Annotated in this window: 20 protein-coding genes; 2 read left to right on the top strand and 18 right to left on the bottom strand. The window is 63.2% G+C overall.

What is annotated here, in order from left to right; genetic code table 11:
• Window positions 1-51: 51 nt before the first annotated feature.
• Window positions 52-1,998, bottom strand: a complete 1,947-nt coding sequence (locus tag BUB04_RS00990) for a VWA domain-containing protein (RefSeq protein WP_073036084.1) — start codon at window positions 1,996-1,998, stop codon at window positions 52-54.
• A gap of 565 nt (window positions 1,999-2,563) precedes the next feature.
• On the opposite strand from BUB04_RS00990, the gene BUB04_RS00985 reads away from it, so the two are divergent.
• The gene (locus tag BUB04_RS00985) at window positions 2,564-5,644 is read left to right on the top strand and encodes an inverse autotransporter beta domain-containing protein (RefSeq protein WP_143156301.1); all 3,081 of its coding nucleotides are present in this window, start codon (window positions 2,564-2,566) and stop codon (window positions 5,642-5,644) included.
• Window positions 5,645-5,728: 84 nt separating this feature from the next.
• Here BUB04_RS00985 and mce read toward each other — a convergent pair whose 3' ends face one another.
• The 5 genes from mce to BUB04_RS00960 form a co-directional block, all read right to left on the bottom strand.
• Complete coding sequence (gene mce, locus BUB04_RS00980) at window positions 5,729-6,139, bottom strand: methylmalonyl-CoA epimerase (protein WP_073036080.1); 411 nt, start codon at window positions 6,137-6,139, stop codon at window positions 5,729-5,731.
• Between the two features lie 213 nt (window positions 6,140-6,352).
• Window positions 6,353-6,739, bottom strand: coding sequence for a GxxExxY protein (locus BUB04_RS00975; RefSeq protein ID WP_073036078.1), 387 nt, complete (start codon window positions 6,737-6,739; stop codon window positions 6,353-6,355).
• Window positions 6,740-6,882: 143 nt separating this feature from the next.
• Window positions 6,883-7,833: a methylmalonyl Co-A mutase-associated GTPase MeaB gene (gene meaB, locus BUB04_RS00970; RefSeq protein WP_073036076.1), complete on the bottom strand. Its 951-nt coding sequence runs from the start codon at window positions 7,831-7,833 to the stop codon at window positions 6,883-6,885.
• Window positions 7,834-7,843: 10 nt separating this feature from the next.
• On the bottom strand, window positions 7,844-8,251 hold the full coding sequence (locus BUB04_RS00965; RefSeq protein WP_073036074.1) for a cobalamin B12-binding domain-containing protein: 408 nt from the start codon (window positions 8,249-8,251) through the stop codon (window positions 7,844-7,846).
• Window positions 8,252-8,392: 141 nt separating this feature from the next.
• Window positions 8,393-10,072 (bottom strand): acyl-CoA mutase large subunit family protein, encoded by a 1,680-nt coding sequence (locus BUB04_RS00960; protein WP_073036072.1) that lies wholly within the window; start codon window positions 10,070-10,072, stop codon window positions 8,393-8,395.
• A gap of 752 nt (window positions 10,073-10,824) precedes the next feature.
• On the opposite strand from BUB04_RS00960, the gene BUB04_RS00955 reads away from it, so the two are divergent.
• The gene (locus tag BUB04_RS00955; RefSeq protein ID WP_073036070.1) at window positions 10,825-11,190 is read left to right on the top strand and encodes a molybdenum cofactor biosynthesis protein MoaE; all 366 of its coding nucleotides are present in this window, start codon (window positions 10,825-10,827) and stop codon (window positions 11,188-11,190) included.
• Between the two features lie 68 nt (window positions 11,191-11,258).
• On the opposite strand, the gene BUB04_RS00950 is transcribed toward BUB04_RS00955, so the two are convergent.
• From BUB04_RS00950 to BUB04_RS00890, 12 genes are all read right to left on the bottom strand, one after another.
• Window positions 11,259-11,600: a hypothetical protein gene (locus BUB04_RS00950; protein WP_143156300.1), complete on the bottom strand. Its 342-nt coding sequence runs from the start codon at window positions 11,598-11,600 to the stop codon at window positions 11,259-11,261.
• A gap of 770 nt (window positions 11,601-12,370) precedes the next feature.
• Window positions 12,371-13,300 carry a malate dehydrogenase gene (mdh, locus tag BUB04_RS00940; protein WP_073036145.1) on the bottom strand — a complete coding sequence of 310 codons (930 nt, stop codon included), beginning with the start codon at window positions 13,298-13,300 and terminating at the stop codon, window positions 12,371-12,373.
• 185 nt (window positions 13,301-13,485) lie between these two features.
• A complete protein-coding gene (locus tag BUB04_RS00935; protein ID WP_073036055.1) occupies window positions 13,486-15,513 on the bottom strand; it encodes a pyruvate carboxylase subunit B in 2,028 nt (675 codons plus the stop codon).
• A 45-nt stretch (window positions 15,514-15,558) separates the two neighbouring features.
• Window positions 15,559-15,771, bottom strand: a complete 213-nt coding sequence (locus BUB04_RS00930; protein WP_073036054.1) for a hypothetical protein — start codon at window positions 15,769-15,771, stop codon at window positions 15,559-15,561.
• An 89-nt stretch (window positions 15,772-15,860) separates the two neighbouring features.
• Window positions 15,861-16,415, bottom strand: a complete 555-nt coding sequence (locus BUB04_RS00925) for an HDIG domain-containing metalloprotein (RefSeq protein WP_073036052.1) — start codon at window positions 16,413-16,415, stop codon at window positions 15,861-15,863.
• A 129-nt stretch (window positions 16,416-16,544) separates the two neighbouring features.
• Window positions 16,545-16,874, bottom strand: coding sequence for a Rho termination factor N-terminal domain-containing protein (locus BUB04_RS00920; RefSeq protein ID WP_073036050.1), 330 nt, complete (start codon window positions 16,872-16,874; stop codon window positions 16,545-16,547).
• The gene (locus BUB04_RS00915) at window positions 16,867-17,655 is read right to left on the bottom strand and encodes a slipin family protein (RefSeq protein ID WP_073036048.1); all 789 of its coding nucleotides are present in this window, start codon (window positions 17,653-17,655) and stop codon (window positions 16,867-16,869) included. The genes BUB04_RS00920 and BUB04_RS00915 overlap by 8 nt, the downstream gene beginning before the upstream one ends.
• Before the next feature lie 54 nt (window positions 17,656-17,709).
• A complete protein-coding gene (locus BUB04_RS00910; RefSeq protein ID WP_073036046.1) occupies window positions 17,710-19,032 on the bottom strand; it encodes an NfeD family protein in 1,323 nt (440 codons plus the stop codon).
• Window positions 19,033-19,336: 304 nt separating this feature from the next.
• A complete protein-coding gene (locus tag BUB04_RS00905) occupies window positions 19,337-20,119 on the bottom strand; it encodes a uracil-DNA glycosylase (RefSeq protein ID WP_073036044.1) in 783 nt (260 codons plus the stop codon).
• Window positions 20,112-21,320 carry a bifunctional phosphopantothenoylcysteine decarboxylase/phosphopantothenate--cysteine ligase CoaBC gene (gene coaBC, locus BUB04_RS00900; protein ID WP_073036042.1) on the bottom strand — a complete coding sequence of 403 codons (1,209 nt, stop codon included), beginning with the start codon at window positions 21,318-21,320 and terminating at the stop codon, window positions 20,112-20,114. The genes BUB04_RS00905 and coaBC overlap by 8 nt, the downstream gene beginning before the upstream one ends.
• Window positions 21,321-21,537: 217 nt before the next feature.
• Window positions 21,538-21,978, bottom strand: coding sequence for a hypothetical protein (locus BUB04_RS00895; protein ID WP_073036040.1), 441 nt, complete (start codon window positions 21,976-21,978; stop codon window positions 21,538-21,540).
• Between the two features lie 23 nt (window positions 21,979-22,001).
• Entirely contained in the window at window positions 22,002-22,634 is a 633-nt protein-coding gene (locus BUB04_RS00890; RefSeq protein ID WP_073036038.1) for an MBL fold metallo-hydrolase, read from the bottom strand.
• Between the last annotated feature and the right edge of the window lie 9 nt (window positions 22,635-22,643).

Raw genomic sequence — 22,643 nt, 5'->3', positions numbered from 1 at the left:
CTCCGGCTTATCTATCACAGGGAGCCGGGGCGGACAAGGTACAGCAAGGGATCACCGGTCGCGGAAGAGGCGGTCTACGGGAAGGTAGACCGCGCCCATGCGCCGGGCGATCTCGTAGCCGCAGCCCATGGCCATGGGGTTCATCTCGGTGTCCACGAAGATCGCCTGGATGCCGTGGCGCCGGATCTCCCGGGCGTAGTGGAAGGTCTCGTCCACCGGGTCCGCCCCGAAGCAGCTCACGTTGGGCCGCCCGTCGGAAAAGAGGAGCATCACGGGCACGGTTTCCGGGTTCTTTCGCATTTCCTGGCGGAGCAGCCGGAGGCCCAGGTCCAGCCCGGACGCCAGCGGCGTTCGGCCTCCCACGGGAAGGGCGCCCACGGCCGCCGCCGCGTCCCGGATGTTGTGGGTGAGCGGCAAAAGCACCTCCGCTCCCGTGTGCCGGAACGTGATCATCCCCAGCTTGTCCCGCCGAAGATAGAGATCCTTGAGGAGCGCGTCCACCACGCCCTTGGTCACGGCCATGCGGTCGTTGGTGCGCATGCTGGCGCTGGAATCCACGATCATCACCAGGGAAAGGCCCGTCTTCCGGGACCGCTTCCGGAGGCGCGCGTCTCGGGGCAGAATGATCGGCCGGCCGTTTGCGCCGCCGTTTCCGTTCCGGCGGCTCGCCTGGAAGGGGGCCGCCGCCCGCAGGGTGCCGACCAGGGAAAGATCCGTCAGATCGTCTTCCGGGCGGGGAAGGCGGCTTCCGTGCACCGCGCCGGATTTTCGGGCCAGGGGCAGAACGAAGCGGCGCCCCGGATGGTTTCCCGGAAGGATCCGGTGCCACGGAACCGTGACGGCGAGGCTCTTGGCCGTGGGGCAAAGATGGGTCACGCATTCCGTGGGGGCCTTGTAGGACCGGGCCTTGGACGAATGCTTGGGCGCGTTCTGGTGGACGGGCACCCATTCCCGGGCGTCCCCTCCCGCGTGAGCCGTTTCCGATTGCAGCAGCTCCCGGAGCTTTCCCTCGTCCAGTTCCGCCTTTTCCAACGGCGTTTTCTTCACGCGGTGCGGAAGCACCAGCCGGGCGGCCAGGTGCAGGTCGTCGGCCGTGACGGCGTCCCGGCCTTCCAGGGCCGCGTTGGCCCGGGCCGCCTTCATCATGGCGATGTCGGCCCGGTGCCCGTCCGTTCCCATGGCCACGGCGATCCGGGATGCCAGCCTGAGCAGCTCTTCCGTGAAGGCCGTGGCGTGCAGCCGCGACCGGGCCGAAACGATCCTCCGGGCCAGTTCCCGGTCCGCGTCGGCCCAGCGGGCCCGGAACCCCTCCGGGTCCGCTTCGAATTCCAGCCGGCGCTTCACGATCTCCACGCGCTCCTCCACGGCGTCGATCCCTTCGATGGTGACCGACAACCCGAACCGGTCCAGGAGCTGCGGGCGCAGGTCGCCTTCTTCCGGGTTCATGGTTCCCACCAGGATGAAGCGGCTGGCGTGGCTGAAGCTGATCCCTTCCCGTTCCACCACGTTGCGGCCCGAGGCGGCCGCGTCCAGAAAGAGGTCCACGATCTGGTCGTTCAGCAGGTTCACCTCGTCCACGTAGAGGATGCCCCGGTGGGCGTCGGCCAGCAGCCCGGGCTCGAAGGCCTTGGTTCCGGTCTTCAGGGCCTTTTCGATGTCGATGGTTCCCAACAGGCGGTCTTCCGTGGTGCCGATGGGAAGGTTCACCAGGCGCACCTTGCGTTCCGCCACGGGAAGGGGTTCGCCGGATGCGGCCCGCTCACGGCACGACGGGCACCACTCGTCGGGCGCATCGGGATCGCAGCGAAACGGGCAGTTTTCCACCACCCGGATGTGGGGCAGAAGGTCCGCCAGGGCCCGCACGCCCGTGGATTTGGCCGTGCCCCGTTCGCCTTTGATGAGCACCCCGCCCAGGGTGGGGTCCACCACGTTCAGAAGCAGCGCCCGCTTCATGAGGTCCTGGCCCACCAGGGCCGAGAAGGGAAAAGTTCGTTCCATGGTCCGGGTCCTGCGGGTCTTTGTCCGTCCCGCGTTTTTCTTTCATCCTTCCATGTGGGCAGATTTCCGGGGGCGGCATCGCTCCCGGCTTCCTCCGCTTCCTCGACGGGATCCGAGGCTGCGCGGCCACGACGTTCTCATAATGCATCGCCCCCGCGCGTTTTTCAACGGCGTTCGTCTTGGGATTTCCTTACGGCTTGAGAAAAGAATTGTAAAGAGCCAGGCGCCATGCTAAGGGGAATGGTCTCTCCGCTGCGGCGCATGAAAGCACCATGGGTGAGGATCCCGCCGAATAACCGCCCTCCGGGCCGCGGACGACGGCCCTATCCTTTTTGTGCCCCTGGACACGAGAGAAGAAGACGTTTCGGATCCATCCGCGGTCCGTCCGGCGGCCGGGACGAGCAAGGGGGATGTCCCGGGCCTTCCCTTCGTCCGGAGAGAAACGCGCCGGACGCTCCGCATGGATGGGATTCCGGAAAGGGAGCGCCTCCTTGCCGACGGAGATCGCCGCTCATGTTGGGACGCCTGTTGAACAGTGAACCTGGGGAAAAAGGGAGGGAGCGTCATGGTTCGAACGGGGAAGATGTTGTGGTGCGCCTTGGCCGTCCTCGTGGTCTTGGCGGCGGGAAGCGGCCCCTGCGGGGCGAGTGCGGATCCCAAGGCGGGGGTGCCGTGGGACGCTCAGCTCAGGCCGGGGGTGTTCGCCGGTCTGGGGGATGCGGAACCCGGCGTGGACGGGTTCCTGGACTTCTTCATGCCGTTTTGGGGAAACGAGCGTCATCTGCTCTACGTCAACCCCACGTTGCGCATGGACGACAACAGCGGGGAAGAATTCAACCTGGGCCTGGGTTACCGGGGGCTCTTCGGCGGGGGCGCCTGGATCCTGGGCGCTAACTTCTACTACGATCACATCGAAACCGAACAGTCCAACGGCTTCAACCAACTGGGGTTCGGCGTGGAGGCGCTGTCCCGCCGGCTGGACCTTCGGGCCAACTATTACGCCCCGGTGGGGGACGACACCCGGGAGGCCGCCGGAAATGGAGGCTACAGCTTTTCGAGCACTTCCATCACCCTGGTGGAAGGCTACGAAGAGGCTCTGGAGGGCGTGGATGGAGAAGTGGGGGTGCTTGTCCCCTATGTGTCGGATTACATGGAAACGCGGCTCTATGTGGGCGGCTATTATTACGATTCCGATGTGGGCGACGGCTATGAAGGCCTGAAGACCCGTTTGGAGTTCCGCCCCGGCAAATACATCAGCCTGAATTTCGAGATCCGCGATGACAACGACCGCGGCACGGATATGTTCCTGGGCGGATGGATCAGTCTTCCCATCTCCCTGTTCGGCGGGGGTCCCGCCTTCGAAAAGACCGGTCGGGTCTTTCAACTGGGCGGGGGGCCGCGCACCATGCAGGAAAGGATGACCGAGAAGGTGATCCGCGACCGGCACATCACCACCCGGGTCCACGGATCCCGAGATGGGGAGAAGGTGGCGGACGTGATTTACGTGAACGAGGACAACCCCAACCCCGGGGACGGATCCCTGGAAAACCCCTACCGCGACATCATGGAAGCGCAGAGCAGCCCTCGGTACAAGAACGGAGCCTACATCTACGTGTTCAGCTCCGACGGTCATGCGGACACCTATGACGACGTGCATCTGAGCCTGCGGGACGACATGGTTCTGTGGGGGCAGGGGTATCGCCATCCCGTTTTCAAACTGGGCGGGGACGGTCCGAACCCCATCCTGGACGGAGGCGGTACGGGCAACGTCGTCACCCTGGCCGAAAACAATGAGATCATGGGTCTCACCCTGCAAAACGGGGCCAACGGCATCTACGGCTCCGGCATAAGCAGGACCTACATCCACCACAACCTCATCCGTGCCAATCCCGGATTCGATTCCGGCATGGAAAGCTTCCACGCGGCGATCCCGGCAAGCGGGATCCACATCGAAAACACCACCACGGGAAGCACCGGGGACTTCTCCGGAATCTCACGCAGCTATCGCATCGAATACAACGACATCCGGGACAACAACGGAGCGGGCGTCTACCTGGCCAACGTGCTCTGGACCACGGGAGCCGTGGAGGACGTGGACCTCTCCGCCCGGATCGTGGGCAACACGGTGACGGGCAACCGGATCGGCGTGGTGATCAACAACCAGTTGGTGGGCGGCTCGCTTCGGGACGCCGTGGTGACCAACACGCTGGAAGGAAACACCATCACCGCCGGCCGGGCCCTGGTGGCCGGGAATCTGGATGTGAACGGCCTGGAACCATTGGACGGGACAGGGGTGGTTCTGGCAACCGGCCTGGGGGCCGTGAGGGATGACACCGCTCCGGGCGATGTGATCGCGGTGGCGGAGGACGTTCGGATCTCCAACACCCTGGAAGCCAACACCGTAACGGCCAACGACGGACACGGGGTGCAGATGACGAACGTCATCGGCGCCGCGGCTTACTCCGAGTCCTCGGACACTCCGGTCATCTTTTCCGCCCGCGTGGCCCGCGCGCAGATCCGCAACGTCTTTACCGGGAACGTCCTGTCGGACAACACCGGAGACGGCGTGTACGGGGCCCTGGTGGTGGGCCTGCGTGCCGTTCTGGACTTCAGCGAGTTCAACAACACGATAAGTTCGAGAGCCATGGTGGACGGCGCGGCGACGTCCCTGACGGCCGCCGCCGAGGACGTGACGATCGAAAATGTCTTCGTCTCCAACCGGATGGACCGCAACCAGGGTGCCGGCATGGCGAGAACCGGTGCTTACCTGGCCAATGTCATCGATGTGGCCGCCAGCCACGGCGAGGGCGAGGTGACCGGATCGGTGACGGCGGATCTTTCCGGCGCCGACATCGCAAATACCTTCACCGGAAACCGCGCCCTCGACAATGTCGGGGCGGGAATGGAGCTGGATAACAGGATAGGGGTGGATTCCATTTCGGGGGACGACGGCGTTGTGCATGGATCCCTGGTCGCCTCGGCCGCAGGCGTATCCATCGCCAACGGCTTCGAGGACAACGTATCCAAGGGGAACGATTACGGACTGAGAGTCTCGAATTATGTGGACGCGCACGTCTGGGCGTTGGATTCGTCCACCGTGGAAGGTGACGTGTCCGCTTCCCTGGAGGGGGCGGTGGTGGAAGACGAGATCACTGGAAACGAGTTTTCTCAAAACAACGACTGGGGTGCGAACCTGGATTCCACCGTGGAAGCCTCCACCCTCTCGGATGTCACGGCAACAATCGGGGGTGACAGCACCAGCCGGATCACCAACGGGCTCATCAGCAGCACCGTGAAGAACAACCGGATCGTCGGAAACGGCGACGACGGTCTGGCCCTCGATTGGGACTCCGATACGGGCACCCTTGCTCGGGCTCTGCTGGAAGGGAACACCGTGACCGACAACGACGGCTACGGCGTGTTCCTGAGCGGCTCGGGAGGCTCCTTCACGGGAGACCTGGGCGGCGGTGCGCTGGGATCTCTCGGAAGAAACAGCCTGCTCGGCAACACGGACGAGGACCTTTACAACGACACTTCCACGGCTCTCAAGGCGGAAGGCAACTGGTGGGGTCAGTCGGCGGGGCCCCAGGCCGGGCAGATCGGAGGCGCGGTGGATGCCGATCCTTTCCTGACCAGCGCTCCGTAACGGAACCGCGTCGGTTCCGGCCTGCCGGGTTGTGGACGCGCAAGAAGGGGGGGCCTGCCGGCCCTCCCTTCTTTGTTGTGTCACTCACGTGTCGTCGCGCTGGCACAGCTCCACCAGCACGCCGCGGGTGGACTTGGGGTGGAGGAAGGCGATCCGGGCGCCTCCGGCTCCCTTGCGCGGGGTCTGGTCGATGAGCTGGACGCCTTGGGCCTTCAGTTCCTCCAGGGCCGCGTCGATGTCGTCCACCCGAAAGGCGATATGATGCACCCCTTCACCCTTTTTTTCAATGAACTTGGCCACGGGACCGTCGGGGGCGGTGGATTCCAGCAGTTCCACTTCCGTGTCGCCCACGGGGAAGAAGGCCGTGGTGACCTTCTGTTCGGCCACGGTTTCCCGGCCGTGGTCGGGCAGGCCCAGGATGTCGTGGTAGAGCTTCTGGGCTTCGTCGATGGATTGGACGGCGATGCCGATGTGGTCCACTTTGAGCACCTTCATGGGAGTCCTCCTTGGTGAGTGGTTGTGGATTGGGGGGTGTGGGTTGGTTGGTGGTTACCTCGTGTGTCGGTTTCGGGTTCGAAAAAAACAGGAAAATTAACCGCAGAGGCGCAGAGGGCGCAGAGGCAGGGGCGCACGGGTTCGTGCGCCCCTGTGTGCGCTGTGGCGCTGAGACGCCGCCACAGCGCACGCGCCGGCGCCTTCGGCACGGTCCTAGCCCCGGCTGGGGGAGAGGACGATGCGGTGAATGCCGTCTTTCAGGACGGCGGTGTTGAAGTTGATCAGGAGCCCCACCGGGCAGCCCGTGAGCCGGAGGTACGTGAGCACCTGGGCCTTGTGGATGGGTTCGATGCGATCGCACGCCTTCAGCTCCACGATGACCTTTTCTTCCACCAGAAAGTCCAGGCGGTAGCCGCAGTCCAGCGTGCGGCCCTTGTAGGCCAGGGGCAGCGGGTGTTGGCGCCTGAACGAGACACCGCGGAGATTCAGCTCGTGGGCCAGGCATTCTTCGTAGGTGGATTCCAGAAGGCCCGGCCCCAAGTGCCGGTGCACCTCAATAGCCGCGCCGATGATCGCCGAGGTGATCTCGTTGACTTCCATGGCGGCCCCCAAAATTGGGCAGTTCGCGCGAAGCGCGGGCGCTTTCGGGGCGCGGCGGCGTCTCAGCGCCGCGCCCCGAAGCTCCGGGCGCACGGCCCCGTGCGCCCCAAGCCTCTGCGGTCTCTGCGCCTCTGCGGTGAAATTCACTCCCTGAGCCACCGCGCCAGCACGTCCTGCACGGCCCGGTAGGGGCTTTCCCGCCTTTCCGCGATGGCCTCCACCAGGGCCTCCAGTTCCCCGTCGGCCGTGAGCCGATCCCGGATGCGCCGGAAGAGCTCCCCGTGGATCATCTGGAGCGTCTCCTCCCGGGCGCGTCGCCGCCGCCTTTCCTCCAGGGCACCCGATTCCTCCAGAAACCGCCTGTGGGACCGGATCGCTTCCACCAGGTCGTCGATCCCCTCGTCGTCCACGGCCACGGTCTTCACCACCGGCGGGGTCCAGGCCCGCTCCCGGATGTGGGCGTCCTGTTCCACCCGGCTGGTCACTTCCGCGTAGAGCTGGTCCGCGCCGGGCCGGTCCGCCTTGTTGATCACGAACACGTCGGCGATCTCCATCACCCCGGCCTTCATGCTCTGGATCGTGTCTCCCAGGCCAGGCACCAGCACGAGACACGTGGTGTCGGCCAGCCGGATGATGTCCACCTCGTCCTGGCCCACCCCCACCGTTTCGATGACGATCACGTCCTTTCCGAAGGCGTCCAGCACCTTCACCACTTCGCCCGTGGCCTTGGCCAGGCCCCCCAGGAATCCACGGGTGGCCATGCTTCGGATAAAGACCCCCGGATCCACCGCCAGGCGGCTCATGCGCACCCGGTCTCCCAGCACCGCCCCGCCCGTGAAAGGGCTGCTGGGATCCACGGCCACGATCCCCACCGTGAGGCCCTGCTTTCTCAGGGCGAAGGTGAACTTGTCCGTGAGGGTGCTCTTGCCCGCTCCGGGGGAACCCGTGATCCCCACCACGTAGGCCCGGCCCGTGTGGGCATGGAGCCGCTCCATGTGTTCCAGGGCGCGCGGGTCCTCGTCTTCCAGCCAGCTGATGAGGCGGGCCGCCGCCCGGGGCGATCCTTCCAGCACTTCCTTGGCGTAGTCTCGCATGGATGATCCGCTAGTCGCGCGTGCGAACGTTTTTCTTGATGAATTCCACGATCTCCGCCGTGGGCGTGCCGGGCCCGAAGATCTCCGCCACCCCGGCCTTCTTCAGTTCCGGGATGTCGTCCTTGGGGATGATGCCGCCGCCCACCACCAGCACGTCGTCCAGGCCCTTTTCCCGCAGGAGCTCCACCACGCGGGGGAAGAAGTACATGTGCACCCCCGAAAGGCTCGAAAGGCCCACCACGTCCGCATCTTCCTGCAGGGCGGTTTCCACGATCATCTCCGGGGTCTGCCGAAGGCCCGTATAGACCACCTCCATGCCCGCCTCGGCGAAGATGCGGGCCAGCAGCTTGGCGCCTCGGTCGTGGCCATCCAGGCCGGGTTTCGCCACGATGATCTTGATCTTTCTATCCTGAGTCATGGCTGTCGCTCCTCCGATCTATTAGCGCGAAACGGCACAACGCTTCACGCAGCGAGAGCGTTCGCGGCGCGGCGGCTTCTCAGCGCCGCGCCTCAAAAGGCTTTTCTCTGGGATCTCTGCGCCTCTGGGGTGAAATCTTCCCTACACGAATTCCTTGGGCCGATATTCGCCGAAAACATCCCGCCACACGTCGCAGATCTCGCCGATGGTGGCCCGGGCCTTCACCGCCTCAATCACGGCCGGCATGACGTTCTCGTCCGATTGGGACACTTCCCGGAGCCTGTCCAGGGCCGCCTTCCACTGGGCCTGGTCCCGTTCGGCGCGGAGTTTTTTGAGCTTTTCCGCTTCGATCTCTCCCACCTTCATGTCCACCTTGAGCAGGTTGGTGGGTTCGGGCTCTTCCATGGTGTACTTGTTGATCCCCACGTAGACCCGCTCTCCCGATTCGATCTCCTTCTGGAACCGGTAGGCGCTGTCCTGGATCTCCTTCTGGATGTAGCCCTGTTCGATGGCCGTGAGGGTTCCGCCCATGGCGTCGATCTTTCTAATGTACTCCTCGATTTCCGCTTCGATCTTGTCCGTCATGGCTTCCACGAAGTAGGAGCCCGCCAGCGGGTCGATGGTGTCCGTGGCGCCGCTTTCTTCCGCCACGATCTGCTGGGTGCGCAGGGCCACCGTGACCGCTTCCTGGGTGGGCAGGCACAGGGCCTCGTCGTAGGAATTGGTGTGGAGCGACTGGCAGCCGCCCAGGGCCGCCGCGTAGGCCTGGAGGGCCACCCGGACGATGTTGTTCAGGGGCTGCTGGGCCGTGAGGGTCACGCCGCCCGTCTGCACGTGGTAGCGCATCATCATGGACCTGGGGTCCTTGGCGCCGAAGCGCTCTTTCATGATGCGGGCCCAGACCCGGCGGCCCGCCCGGAACTTGGCCACTTCCTCCAGCACGTTGGTGAACGCGTTGAAAAAGAAGCTCAAGCGCGGCGCGAAGCTGTCCACGGCCAGGCCGCGGTCCACGCAGGCCTGCACGTAGGCGATGCCGTCCGCGATGGTGAAGGCCATCTCCTGGGCCGCCGTGGACCCGGCTTCCCGGATGTGGTAGCCGCTGATGGAGATGGTGTTCCAGCGCGGCACGTGCTTGAAGCAGTAGTCGATGAGATCCACCGTGAGGCGCATGCTGGGCTTGGGCGGGAAGATGTACTGGCCGCGGCAGATGATCTCCTTGAGGATGTCGTTCTGGACCGTGCCGCCCACCTTGTCGAAGGGAACGCCTTGTTCCTCGGCGATGGCCAGATACATGGCCAAAAGCACCGTGGCCGGGGCGTTGATGGTCATGGAGGTGGTGACCTGGTCCAGGGGGATGCCGTCGAAGAGGATCTTCATGTCGTCCAGGCTGTCGATGGCCACCCCCACTTTCCCCACCTCGCCCATGGACAGGGGATGGTCGCTGTCGTAGCCCGCCTGGGTGGGAAGATCGAAGGCCACGCTGAGACCGGTCTGACCCTGCTCCAGGAGGTAGCGGTAGCGGGCGTTGCTCTCCCGGGCGTTGCCGAACCCGGCGTACTGGCGCATGGTCCAGAAGCGGCCGCGGTACATGGTGGGCTGCACCCCCCGGGTGAAGGGGTACTGGCCCGGGTAGCCCAGGTCCTTTTCGTAGTCGAGATCGGCGGTGTCCAGCGGCGTGTAGAGCCGCTCCACGGGCATGCCGGAGATGCTGGTGAAGATCGGTTTTCGCTCCGGGAACTTGCTCAGGGCCTTCCCGAGCGTGGTCTTTTCCCAGTTTTCCTTTCCGGCTCGAATCCGTTCCAGTTCCTTGTCATCGTACATGTTGTCCCTCCTCACTCATTCCTGTGGCCCTAGAAAACGCCCGATGCCGCGCCCTCGGGCGACGGCCTGCACCGTCGCGGCGGGCGGACCCGGGCGATGCAATCTTGACAAATCCGGAGGATGGGGATAGGGGCGGAAGTCCCCGAAAACGGCGAGGTGTCGAATGTGGAAAATTTTACGGGCTGGCACGTCGATTGTTCCGTCTGCTGGAAGGGTGGAAAGGGAAACAGCGCCTCTGCCGGATGCGTCGTCAACAGCGTGCAGCGGGTACCTTCGGGTCGAGATCGTGCCGGATAGGTTCTGATAGGGTGCGGCCGGGCCGCAGCGGATGAAGCCTCTACGCTTATAGCAGCGATGGCCGGCGGGATCAAGCGTGGAGAGGGGTATGGGGTGAGGGGAAAGGTAAAAGGCTAAAGGCTAAAGGTTAAAGGGAAAAGGCGCTAGGAGCCTGTCCGAGAACTCCCCCAACCGTCACTCCCGCGCAAGCGGGAGTCCATAAGTTTATGGAAATACTGGATCCCCGCTTTCGCGGGGATGACGAATGGGCGTTGAACGGGGCAAATTTGCCATTGTCGGACAGGCTCCCAGGAACAGGGTGCTAGGCGAAAGGTGAAAGGGGAAGGGGGGAACGGGCTAGCGGCCGCCATTTCTCCCTTCCGCCACTCACCAATCACCATTCACGATTTCACGATTCACGATTTACGATTTACGATTCACGATTCACGATTCACGATTTCACGAAAGGAGAAAAGATGCCCAACATCCAGGAGATGATCGAGCGACTGAAAGCCACGGTGGATCCGGCGAAGGTGGGCATGTTCGCCTGCCACAACGGGGTGGTGCGGGCCACCAGCCGGGACGGCAAGCCCGCCCGGGCCCTGGACATCGACTGCGACCGGGACGCCTGGGAAAGGGTGCTTCGGGATGTGCGGTCCCGGCCGGGGATCGCGGCCGTGGAAGCGCACCTCAACACAGGCCGGCGCGAGGTGGGCGACGACGTCTTGCTGGTGGTGGTGGCGGGGGACATCCGGGAAAACGTCTTTCCCGTGCTGGAAGAGACCGTGAACCGCCTCAAGGCGGAAGCGGTGAAGAAAAAGGAGTGGCTGGCGAATTCCTGATCGGAGGAGAGAGCGCCCGCCGACTGCGGGCGCTCTTCGGGAGGACGGGATGATCCTTTTGCACGGTGTCAATTCTTCTGCTTGCGGTTCAGGTAGGGGCGGTAATCCGGTACGTTTTCCATGAAACCTTCCTTGCAGGAGGCCAGGCAGTCCGTGTCGTCGCCGCACTCTCTTTTGCAGTTCAGGTAGTCTTCCCTGTTTCGGCACTCCAGCTGGCACATCTCCAGCAATTCAACGCAGGAGATGTCGTTGATCACGCTTTCGGTCGTTTCCTTTTTCTTGCATTCCTGGTACGAACTCTTGCAGTTTCGTGCACACTCTTGGTAGCTCATCATGCCGCCGGCCCAGGCATGGGCGGCGGGAAGAGCGAAGAACATGGTCATCATCAGCGCGGCAAGCATCCGTGGCATGGTTTCTCCTTTTCAGATTCAACGGCAACCGAAACAACATTGCGCCCGCCCTCCGGTATCAACATCCCATGCGGACATGCGCATGCCCGGTATCCGACCGTTCGGCTACTAATCCGTTAGCCGGATGCGCATCCGGGCAACGCCGCTCCTGACGGGAATCTTGAAGTCCTGGATCAGCCTTTCAATCATCAGTGGATCCACAAATGCGGATCGCTTGGCACCTTTTCCGCTCCACTCAACGAAAATCCACGAGGAGGGGGTGCCCGAGAGCCTCTCATCTCCCACATAGTATCCGCGGGTCAACTCCGAGGGGGCTATGTCCGTCCGGGCCGTCCGTTCCGACCATGGTGACGCGTCAGGGAAATAACCGTCATCGCCCCACAGATTCGTCCTCACCCGAAACGAAAAGGACCGCCCGGCCGCGGCCACACGGTCAAAGCACCACGGGATTTCCTTTCCATTGACCACAAGGTGACCGTGGCGAGCTTCGGAACGGGTTCCCTTGTTGGTGTAGGTCAAGTAATGATCGATCTTCGCTGTCCTTGCAGCACAAGAAATCATCGTGGAAGCGGCAAGAAACAGGATCATGCCCACAACGACTGTGCGTCGCATCGTCCTCACCCTTTCGCCGTGGATCCGAGCGATCCTCTGAAAGTACTTTGCCCGCCATCTCCCCACCCCCGGGAGCACCTGTTCGTTGAGTGCTCCATCCGGGTCCACTCGTGAGGGAGCGGCGGGCAAAGGGATTTCGTCCAGCTCAGGCTTTTCGGCTACACGTTGATCTTCTTTACCAGGTTTTTCACGGCGTCCACGGACTTCTGGAAGGCTTCCTTTTCTTCCGGAAGCAGCTTGATCTCGATCACCTGCTCCACGCCGCCGGCGCCCAGCTTCACCGGCACGCCCACGAAGTAGCCGCCCACGCCGTATTCCTTGTCGCAGTAGGCCGCGCAGGGAAGGATCCGCTTCTTGTCCTTGAGGATCGATTCGGCCATCTGAACGGCCGAAGCGGACGGAGCGAAGAAGGCGCTTCCGGTCTTGAGGAGGTTGACGATCTCGGCGCCGCCGTTCCGGGTCCGTTCCACCAGGGCCTCAATCTTCTCCGGCGGCAGCAAATCGGGAAGCGGGATGCCGGCCACCGTGGAATAGCGCGGCAGGGGCACCATGGTGTCTCCGTGGCCGCCCAGCACGAAGGCCGTCACGTCCTCCACGGACACGTTCAGTTCCATGGCGATGAAGGTGCGGAACCGGGCCGCATCCAGCACGCCCGCCATGCCCATGACCCGGTTGGTGGGAAAGCCGCTCACCTTGTGGGCCACGTACACCATGGCGTCCAGCGGGTTGGAGACGATGATGAGAAAGGCGTCGGGCGAATATTTGGCCACCTGCTCGGTGACGGACTTGACGATTTCCGTGTTCTTGGCCAGCAGGTCGTCGCGGCTCATGCCCGGCTTTCTCGGAAGCCCCGCCGTGATGATGACGATGTCCGAATCGGCCGTATCCGCGTAGTCGTTGGTTCCGATGATGTGGGCGTCAAAGCCTTCCACGGGGGAGGCTTCCATGAGGTCCAAAGCCTTGCCCTGGGGCATGCCTTCCACGATGTCGATCAGGCACACATCGCCCAGTTCCTTGGCCGCCGCCCAATGGGCCGCCGTGGCGCCCACGAAGCCCGCTCCAACCACCGTGATCTTTTTGCGCTTCATGCTCATATGTCCACTCCGTTTCGTGAAGTCGTGAAGTCGTGAAATCGTGAAATCGTAAATCGTGAAATCGTAAATCGTGAAATCGTAAATGGAGGGAAGGGCGGGGATCGGGGCGCAGCCCTATCCGCCACTTCTGCCCCGACCCTCTAATCCTTAATCCTTCAATCCTTTAATCCTTCCCCTCGTTAGCCGATGAGGGCCAGCACGTCGCCCTTCTGCACGCTGTCGCCGTCCTTGTAGTTGATCTTGAGGACCGTGCCGGAAACGGGCGAGGTGATGGAGTTTTCCATCTTCATGGCTTCCAGGATGAGGACCACGTCGCCTTCGTTCACCGTGTCGCCTTCCTTCACTTCGTAGCGGATCACCATGCCCGGCATGGGGGCTTCGATGGGCGTTCCGCCGGAAACGGCCGGAGCGGCCGGCTTGGGAGGTGCCGGGGCCGCCGCGGGCTGAGCGGCCGGAGCCGGCACCGGTCGGGGCGGCGGCGGAGGCACCATGGGCTGGGGTCCGACGGGTTGCGGAGCCGCCGGCTGGGGTGCGGCCGCGGGAGCCGCCACCGGCGTGATCTGGGTCACCACGGGGACCCCGCCCACCTGCTCCACTTCCACCTCGAAGTACTCTCCGTCCACGAAGACGTTGAAGGTGGCCAGGCCGGGGCCCTTGGGCGGCGCTTCCTTCCGGGGCTTTTCCACCAGCAGTCCCGCCTTGGCCTTCTTGACCAGCTCCTCTTCCGCCTTGACCTGCTCCAGGGTCTTGGGCTTCACCTCTTCCGGGATGGGCTCATGGCCGTATTTCCAGCGCAGGAACCGCTTGCCTGTGGTGGGGTAGAGGGCGTAGATGAGCACGTCGTCGATGTCCTTCGCCAGGCCTTCCACGTCCTTCTTGGCCTTTTCCAGCTCGGGCTCCAGCACGTCGGCGGGCCGCACCGTGATGGGGGTCTCGCCGCGCGGATAGCCCTTGAGGGCCTTCTTCTGCACTTCCGGGTCGATGGGAACGGGAGTCTTGCCGTAGAGGCCGTAGCACAGGTCTTTGACCTGGGCCGTGATCATCTTGTAGCGCTCTTCCGGCGTGTCGAAGAGCACGTTGTTCACCGTCTGAATCCCCACGATCTGGCTGGTGGGGGTGACCAGGGGCACCTGGCCCAGTTCGCGGCGCACGATGGGAAGCTGCCGGAAGACCTCGTCCAGCTTGTCGAGAGCGTCCATTTCCCGGAGCTGGTTCACCAGGTTGGACAGCATGCCGCCCGGGGTCTGGTGGAGCAGCACGTTGATGTCGATGATGGACATGCGGTCGTCCAGAAGATGGCGGTACTTGGGCGAGATCTTTTCCATGTACTCGCTGCACTTGGCCAATAGCTTCAGATCCAGGCCCGTATCCCGGTTGGTGCCCCTGAGGGTGACCACCAGGGGTTCCACGGCCGGATGGGACGTGCGGTAGGCCCAGGGGGAAAGGCACGTATCCACGATGTCCACGCCCGCCTCGATGGCCTTCAGGAGCGACATATCCGCCATGCCGGAGGTGAAGTGGCTGTGCAGGTGGATGGGCACCTTCACGTTTTCCTTCAGGGTCTTGATGAGGATATAGGCGTCGTAGGGGGCGATGAGGCCGGCCATGTCCTTGATGCAGATGGTGTCCGCGCCCATGTCTTCCAGCTGCTTGGCCTTCTGGACGTAGTACTCCAGGTTGTAGACATCGCCGCCCATGCGCGGCTCGGTGAGCGAATAGCAGATGGAGCCCTGGAAGTGCTTGCCGCATTTCTTGATGACCTTCACGGCTGTTTCGAAGTTGCGAAAGTCGTTGAGCGCGTCGAACACCCGGAAGATGTCCATGCCGTTTTCGCAGGCCCGTTCCACGAAAGCCTCGGCCACATCGTCCGGGTAGTTGCGGTAGCCCACCAGGTTCTGGCCGCGCAGCAGCATGGAAAAGGGGGTGTTCTTGATGTATTTCTTCAGGGTCCGGATCCGTTCCCAGGGGTCTTCGCCTAGAAAGCGGTGCATGGTGTCGAAGGTGGCTCCGCCCCAGACTTCCATGGAGTAGAATCCCACCTTGTCCATGTCCTCGGCGATGGGGATGAAGTCTTCCGTCCGTCCCCGCGTGGCAAACAGCGACTGGTGGCCGTCACGGAACGTGAGGTCCTGGATCTTCACGGGATGGGTCACTTCGATGGGTTCATCCACAAGGCCTGCCGTCAACACGCCGTGCTGTTCCGCCATAGTGATTCTCCTTTTGATTCCGAAATCTTCCTGCCTGGAAGGGTGTTATCGAACCAGGCGCATCTGGAGCATGCGCCGCATGTCCATCATGGATTGACGCCCGGACAGGGTCCAGGGGCTGAAAGTCACCGCAGGCGCAGGCGGCGTTTCCCGCTTCACCTCCGGGGGCGCCCCTTCCTGAACCACCTGCTGGTGGGCCTGCATGTACAGGGCGACGGCCGCCGTGATGGCCGCCACGATCTTGGGGTGGACATTCATAGGCGATACCTCCTCCTTGTGCGTCCCGATTCCATGGATCCCGTTGCTCTTCCGCTGTCGCTTCCGCTGCCGCTAGGGTTTTCCCGGTTCTAAAGCCCGAGCTGGTCGCCGATGGCGGTCATGGCCCGGAGGCTCATCTCGATGAAATCATTGAGGGGAAGGCCCATCTCTTCGCACAAGGCGATGTGGTCCCGGTTGACGTTCCGGGCGAAATCCTTGCTCTTCATCCTCTTTCGGATCGACTTGACCTTGACCGAAGCGATCTTCTTGTCCGGATGGACCAGGGCCGCCGCCACGATGAGCCCCGTGATGGTCTCGGCGCAGGTGAGAGCGAAATCCAGGCGAGTTTCCCGGGCGAGGCCAAGGGCTTCCGCGTTGTGACGGGCGATGGCCCGGCGCACCTCCTCGCTCAGGTCCGTTCCGTCCAGGATTTCCAGGGTGCGTTTTCCGTGGGAAGCCGGGTCGTCCCGGGTCTCTTCGAAATCCAGATCATGCAGCAGGCCGGCCACGGCCCACGCCTCTTCGTCTTCACCGAAATGCCGGGCCAGCTCCCGCATGATGGCTTCCGTGGCCAGGCAGTGCTTTTTCAGGTTGTCCGCGTGGATGTGTTGATTCAGGAGGTTCAGGGCATCCTCTCGGGTCATGGGTTGCACCTCGTCACGCCGTGGGATGGAGAGAGTACGTGTGGATTGGGGGAAAGGGATGTGACGCCCGCGGCGGCAGATAAAAGGAAGCGGGGAGGCGCCCCCGGGCGCCGCCCCGCCCCATGGAGGCTAAGCCGCGCGGCGTGTCTTTTTCTTTAGATTGCTGATCCGGCGTCTCAGGGCGTCGGCCAGCTTGTTGTTTCCGGCCGCCTTGGCTTCTTCGCGGCGGGCGCGAAGCTCGCGGATCTTGGCCTTCAAGGCGCGCACATCCACCGACTTCTTCTTGGTGGACTCTTCCACGATGCCCTTGGCTTCCTTGATGGCCGCGATGAGCTCCGCCTTGTTCATGGCGTGGACCCCCACGATGCCTTCCAGGCCCAGGGCCACTTCCCGCAATTCCTTGGCGGTCATTTTCTCCAGGGGCTTTTCCTTGACTTCCTTTTCCTTCTTCTTACCCATCCTGCGACTCCTTTTTCGCTTCCGTTGTCTTTGTCACCGTATCGACGAGAAACGGCTTGATGAGATCAATGGGGACCGGAAAGATGGTGGTGGAGTTGTTCTCCGCGGCGATTTCCCGGAGCGTTTGCAGGTAGCGAAGCTGCATGGCCATGGGGTTTTCCTGGATAATCTGGGCGGCCTCCCTCAGGCGGTCGGCGGCCTGGAATTCGCCTTCCGCGTGGATCACCTTGGCGCGCCGCTCCCGCTCCGCTTCCGCCTGGCGGGCCATGGCCCGCTGCATCTCCTGCGGAAGGTCGATGTGCTTGAGCTCCACCACGGTGACCTTGATGCCCCAGGGGTCCGTGTGGCGGTCCAGGATGTCCTGGAGCTGCGCGTTGATCTTTTCGCGCTCGGAAAGCAGCTCGTCCAGCTCCGCCTGGCCGCACACGCTCCGAAGGGTGGTTTGGGCCAGCTGGCTTGTGGCGAAAAGATAATTCTCCACGGAAATGACCGCCTTCACCGGGTCCACCACCCTAAAGTAGATCACCGCGTTGACCTTCACCGACACGTTGTCCCGGGTGATCACGTCCTGGGGGGGCACGTCGGAGGCGATGAGCCGAAGGCTCACCTTCTGCATCCGATCGATGAGCGGGATCAGGATGATGAGCCCCGGACCCTTGGCGGCGATGACGCGCCCCAGCCGGAAGACCACGCCCCGTTCGTATTCGTTGAGAACACGAATGGCGTTGGCCAGAAAGAGAACCACGAGCACAGCGACGGTGATGAGCCCGTAGAGGGACATGGGGGCCTCCGTAATTTCAAGGAAAATCGAGTTGATGCCCGGAAAAGACTGAGCCTATTTATCATCTATCCTCTTGACTTGCAACTTCAAATTCCGGACCGACTCCACTTCCACCCGGGCTCCTTCCGGGATGCTTTCGTCGCTTTCCGCGTTCCAAAGCTCCCCCTCCACGAAGACCTTCCCCTCCCGGTCCGGGCCGATGGGTCGGGTCACCACCCCGGTCGCTCCCACCAGCGCCTCCACGCCGGTTTGCGGACGCCGCATCTGGGCGCGGAAGGCCAGGGTGGCCACCGCCACGAAGAAGGCGGAGACGGTGAGCACCGTGGGGATGAAGACGGGCAGAGCCAGCCGGAACGGTTGGCCGGGCACGTGAAACAGCATGAGGGATCCCAGCACGAGGCAGGTGACCCCGGCGAGACTCAGCATGCCGTAGCTCGCCACCTTGATCTCCAGGATGAAGAACACCACGGCCAGGGCGATCAGGATGAAGCCGGCGTAGTTCACCGGAATGGTCTGCATGGCGTAGAAGGCCAGCACCAGCGCGATGGCGCCGATCACTCCCGGAAGCACCACGCCCGGCTGGGAGAGTTCGAAATAGAGGCCGGCCAGCCCGATCATGAGCAGGATGTAGGCGATGTTGGGGTTGCTGATGGCCCGAAGCACCTTGTGGCGCCAGCCGGGCTCGATGTGCCGGATTTCCGCCCCCCTGGTGGTGATGGTTCGCGAATAGCCCTTTCGCTGCACCTCCCAGCCGTCCAGTTTTTCCAGTAGATCCCCCAGGTCCCGGGCCACCAGGTCGATGACATTCAGCGAAAAGGCCTCCTCGGCCGTGATGGAAACGCTTTTCCGGATGGCGTCTTCCAGCCACTGGGCGTTCCGGCCCCGTTCTTCGGCGATGCTCTTGGCGAACGCCACCATGTCGTTCACCACCTTCTCGTTCATGGTCTCCGGCACGTCCCCGCCCGTGGCCGTCACCGGATGGGCCGCCCCGATGTTGGTGCCCGGCGCCATGGCCGCCACATCGGCCGCCGCCGTGATGAGCACGCCCGCGGACGCCGCCTGGGCTCCGCTGGGCGCCACGAAGACCACCACCGGGATCTTGGCGTTCATAATGGCCTTCACGATGCCGCGCATGGCCGTCATGAGGCCTCCCGGGGTGTCCAGCTCCATGATGAGGCATTCGGCGCTTTCCTCTTCCGATCGGTCGATGGTGTACTGGATGAAGTCCTGGAGCCCCGGATTGATGGTGTCGTGGACGCGGATCACGTTGATGTGCCGGTCCTGGGCGCGGCCCACGCCTTGGGCGCCGGGGATCAGCCAACAGATCGCGAGAAGGATGAGAAGCAGTACGGTCGACTTGGCACGCCGGCGCTGCATGGTGCCTCCTTTACGTCGCGTCCCAACCATTTGCGTCCATTCGCGGATCTCTTTCACATCAACCCCATCACGGACGGCTCGTGACAACGAAGGATGAAACGTACCTTTGGAAAACAGGCCCCTGTAGGGGCGAATGATTATTCGCCCCTACAGCCCGCACGAACGAAACGAGGTCGCGTTTCAAATCAAATCGGGCGATTCTTTCTCATGGACAGGTCCTGAAGGGCGGGCGTAAAGCCCGCCCCTACGAAAGCAGATGGACCTGTTGAGTAGGGGCGGGGTTTATCCCCGCCCGCTCATGGCTTCACCCTTCCAGGATCTGCAACACCCGCAGGAGATCCTTCCACACATCGGCCTTCTTGGCGGGGTTTCGCAGCAGATAGGCCGGATGGTACGTGGGCACCACCGGAATCCCCCGCCACAGGCGCACGCCCGAACGAAGTTCGGAGATGAACTTCCTGGTCTGCAGGATCGTTTGGGTGGCGCAGGCTCCCAAGGTACAAATAACCTTCGGCTGGATGACTTCCAACTGTTTGGTGAGAAAAGGCGAGCAGGGCTCGATCTCTTCCGGAGCCGGCGTGCGGTTTCCCGGCGGGCGGCATTTCACCACGTTGCAGATGTAGACCTGCCCGCGTTCCAGCCCGATGGACTGAATCATCTTGTCCAGGAGCTTTCCGGCTCGGCCCACGAAGGGGCGGCCCTGCCGGTCTTCGTCCGCGCCGGGGCCTTCGCCCACGAAGACGAGGCGCGCCGCGGGGTTCCCCTCTCCGAAGACCAGGTGGGTCCGGGTCTCGTGGAGCCGGCACCGGCGGCACTCGCCCAGTTCGTCTCGCACGGCCAGGAGCCGTTCCGCTTTCTCCTTTTCGTCCCCCTGCGCAGCTTCCGTTTGGATGGAAAATCGTTCTGCCGTAGGGTGTTCCGTTTCCGCGGGGGCCGCCATGGAGATCCCGGGTTCCTCGCGCTGGTCCGCCGGAGGAGCGGCCTGCCGGGGCTCCTCCCGGAGGATCTCCCTCAGGCCGGCACGCCGAAGGCCGGCCACCGTCCCCAGGATGCTTTCGGCCAGACGCCGAACTTCCGCCTCATTCATGATTCGCCTTCTTCACAAGCCCCGCAATGCGATCCAGGATCCGCCGGGCCACTTCCTCCTTGCTCAGGCAGGGAAGGGCCTCCACATTTCCGCCCGAGTCCAGGATCTTCACCTGGTTGGTGTCGCAACGAAAGCCCGATCCGGGCTGGGTGAGGTCGTTGGCCACGATGAAGTCCAGGTTTTTCTTTCGAAGCTTTTCCGAAGCGTTTTCGATGAGGTTCTCCGTTTCGGCGGCGAAGCCCACCACCACCTGCCCGGGTTTCTTGGCGGCGCCCACTCCGGCCAGAATGTCGGGGGTTCGAACCAGCCGGATGGTGAGATCCCGGTCGGTTTTCTTCATCTTCTGGGGGGCCTGTTCTTCGGGCCGGTAGTCGCTCACCGCCGCCGACATGACGATCACGTCCGCGTCGGCGGCCAGGTGCCTCACGACGCTGTCCATTTCCCCCGCCGTCTTCAACCGGTGGGTGCTGAGAAAGGGGGGATCCGGCAGATGGGTCGGGCCGGTCACCAGGTCCACGTGAGCCCCGCGGCGGGAGGCCTCCACGGCCAGGGCGAAGCCCATCTTGCCCGACGACGGATTGGTGATGAAGCGCACCGGATCGAAAGGTTCCCAGGTGGGGCCGGCCGTGACGAGCACCCGCTTTCCCTGGAGGTCCTTGGGGGTGAGGACCCGAACGGCGGTTTCCAAAATAAGGGAAAGTTCCGCCAGGCGGCCTTTGCCTTCCTCGCCGCAGGCCAGTTCCCCGGCTTGGGGCTCCACCACGTGAACGCCCCGGGCTTTGAGGCGTTCAAGGTTTTCCTGGGTTGCCGGATGCGCGTACATCACATGGTTCATGGCCGGGCAGACGATCACCGGGGCCGTGGCGGCCAGAAGCACCGTGGTCAGATAGTCGTCCGCCAAGCCGTGGGCCATCTTGGCCAGGACGTTGGCCGTGGCGGGCGCCACGACGATGAGGTCGGCCTCCCGGGCGGCCTGGATATGCCCGATCCGTGATTCCGTTCCCAGATCGAAAAGGTCGGTGAGGACCGGTCGCCCGGAGAGGGCCTGCAGGGTGAGAGGCGTGATGAACTGCTGCGCCGCGGCGCTCATGACCACCTGGACGACGGCCCCCTGCTTGTCCAGCAGCCGGACCAGTTCCGCCGCCTTGTAGGCCGCAATGCCGCCCGTCACACCGAGAAGAATCGATTTTCCTCGAAGCATTTTCGTAATCCGTGATCCGTAATCCGTAATCCGTAATCCGTGAGTCGTGAGTCGTGAGTCGTCAGGCGTTAGGAGTAAGGAGTAAGGAGTAAGGAGTAGGGCACGTCTGCCCCGCGCTTTTCCCAAAGTAGAGCTGCGGGTATTCCTCTTTCCCCTTTAGCCTTTCCCCTTTAGCCTTTCACCTTTCCCCTTTCACCCTTAGCCTTTCCCCTTTCCCCTACATCGTGGGCACCACGTAGATCTCCACGTAGGTGTACAGATGCCCCTCATAGACGTTGATGATGCAGAATCGGTCGTCCTTTTCAAAAAGGAGCAGGGACTTGCGGTAGCGGATGCTGCCCTTCATCCGCCATTTTTCCCGGGCCAGAGAAACTTGGAAGAAATTGATGACCGACCCGGGGTCCACACGGCCCTTGAAGACCAGCAGGCCCGTTTTGACGCCGCCGCCCTGGAACACGGTGGATTGGTCGGACTGGAGGCTCAGTTCGCCGGGAACGGGGATGTCCTGGAAGTCGTAGAACATGGGGGCGGACGCGGCGGCCGGTTGCGGGGTCTGTTCGGTTCCGGCCGGAGTCTCCCGCTGAAACCAGGCGCACCCCCCCAAAGACAGGGTCAGAAGCGCGGTCACCATCACGACGGTTCCAAATCGGCGGTTCATGGTCCCCTCCTGTTTGTCTCGTTTCAATTGAAAAACGGGTTGGTGCGCCGCTCCCGCTCCACCGTGGTCTGAGGCCCGTGGCCGGGGAAGACTTTCGTTTTGCCGTCCAGGGTGAAGATCTTTTCTTCCACGGACCGGATGAGCTGGTTGTAGGACCCGCCGGGAAAATCGGTTCGGCCGATGGATCCCGCAAAGAGGGTGTCGCCCACGAAGAGGACTCCGGCGTCCGGTAGATGGAAAGCCACGTGGCCGGGGGTGTGGCCCGGGGTTTCCAGGACCGTCATGCGGATGGATCCGAAGGTGAGTTCCTCTCCTTCTTCCAGCCATTCGTCCACCTTGCCCCGGGGCGATTTGGCCAGGGAAGCAAAGAGGGCTCCCAAACCCACCTTGTGGTCGGAAAGGAGCGGTTCGTCCTTGGGGTGCAGGAAGATCAGGCCGCCCAACTCTTCCTTCAAGGTCCAGGCGTCCATCACATGATCGAAGTGGCCGTGGGTGTTCAGGATCCCCACCAGGTCCAGGCCCAATTGGCGGATCCTTCCGGCGATCCGTTCCGCATCGCCGCCCGGATCGATGACCACCGCCTGCCGTGTTTCCTCGTCGGCGACCAGATAGCAGTTGGTCTGGAGCATGCCCACCACGTAGTGTTCGAGTATCATCAGCGCGTC

Origin of the sequence: Desulfacinum infernum DSM 9756 (genome assembly GCF_900129305.1) — a bacterium.
Lineage (GTDB): Bacteria > Desulfobacterota > Syntrophobacteria > Syntrophobacterales > DSM-9756 > Desulfacinum > Desulfacinum infernum.
This window is presented reverse-complemented; position numbering and strand designations above follow the sequence as displayed.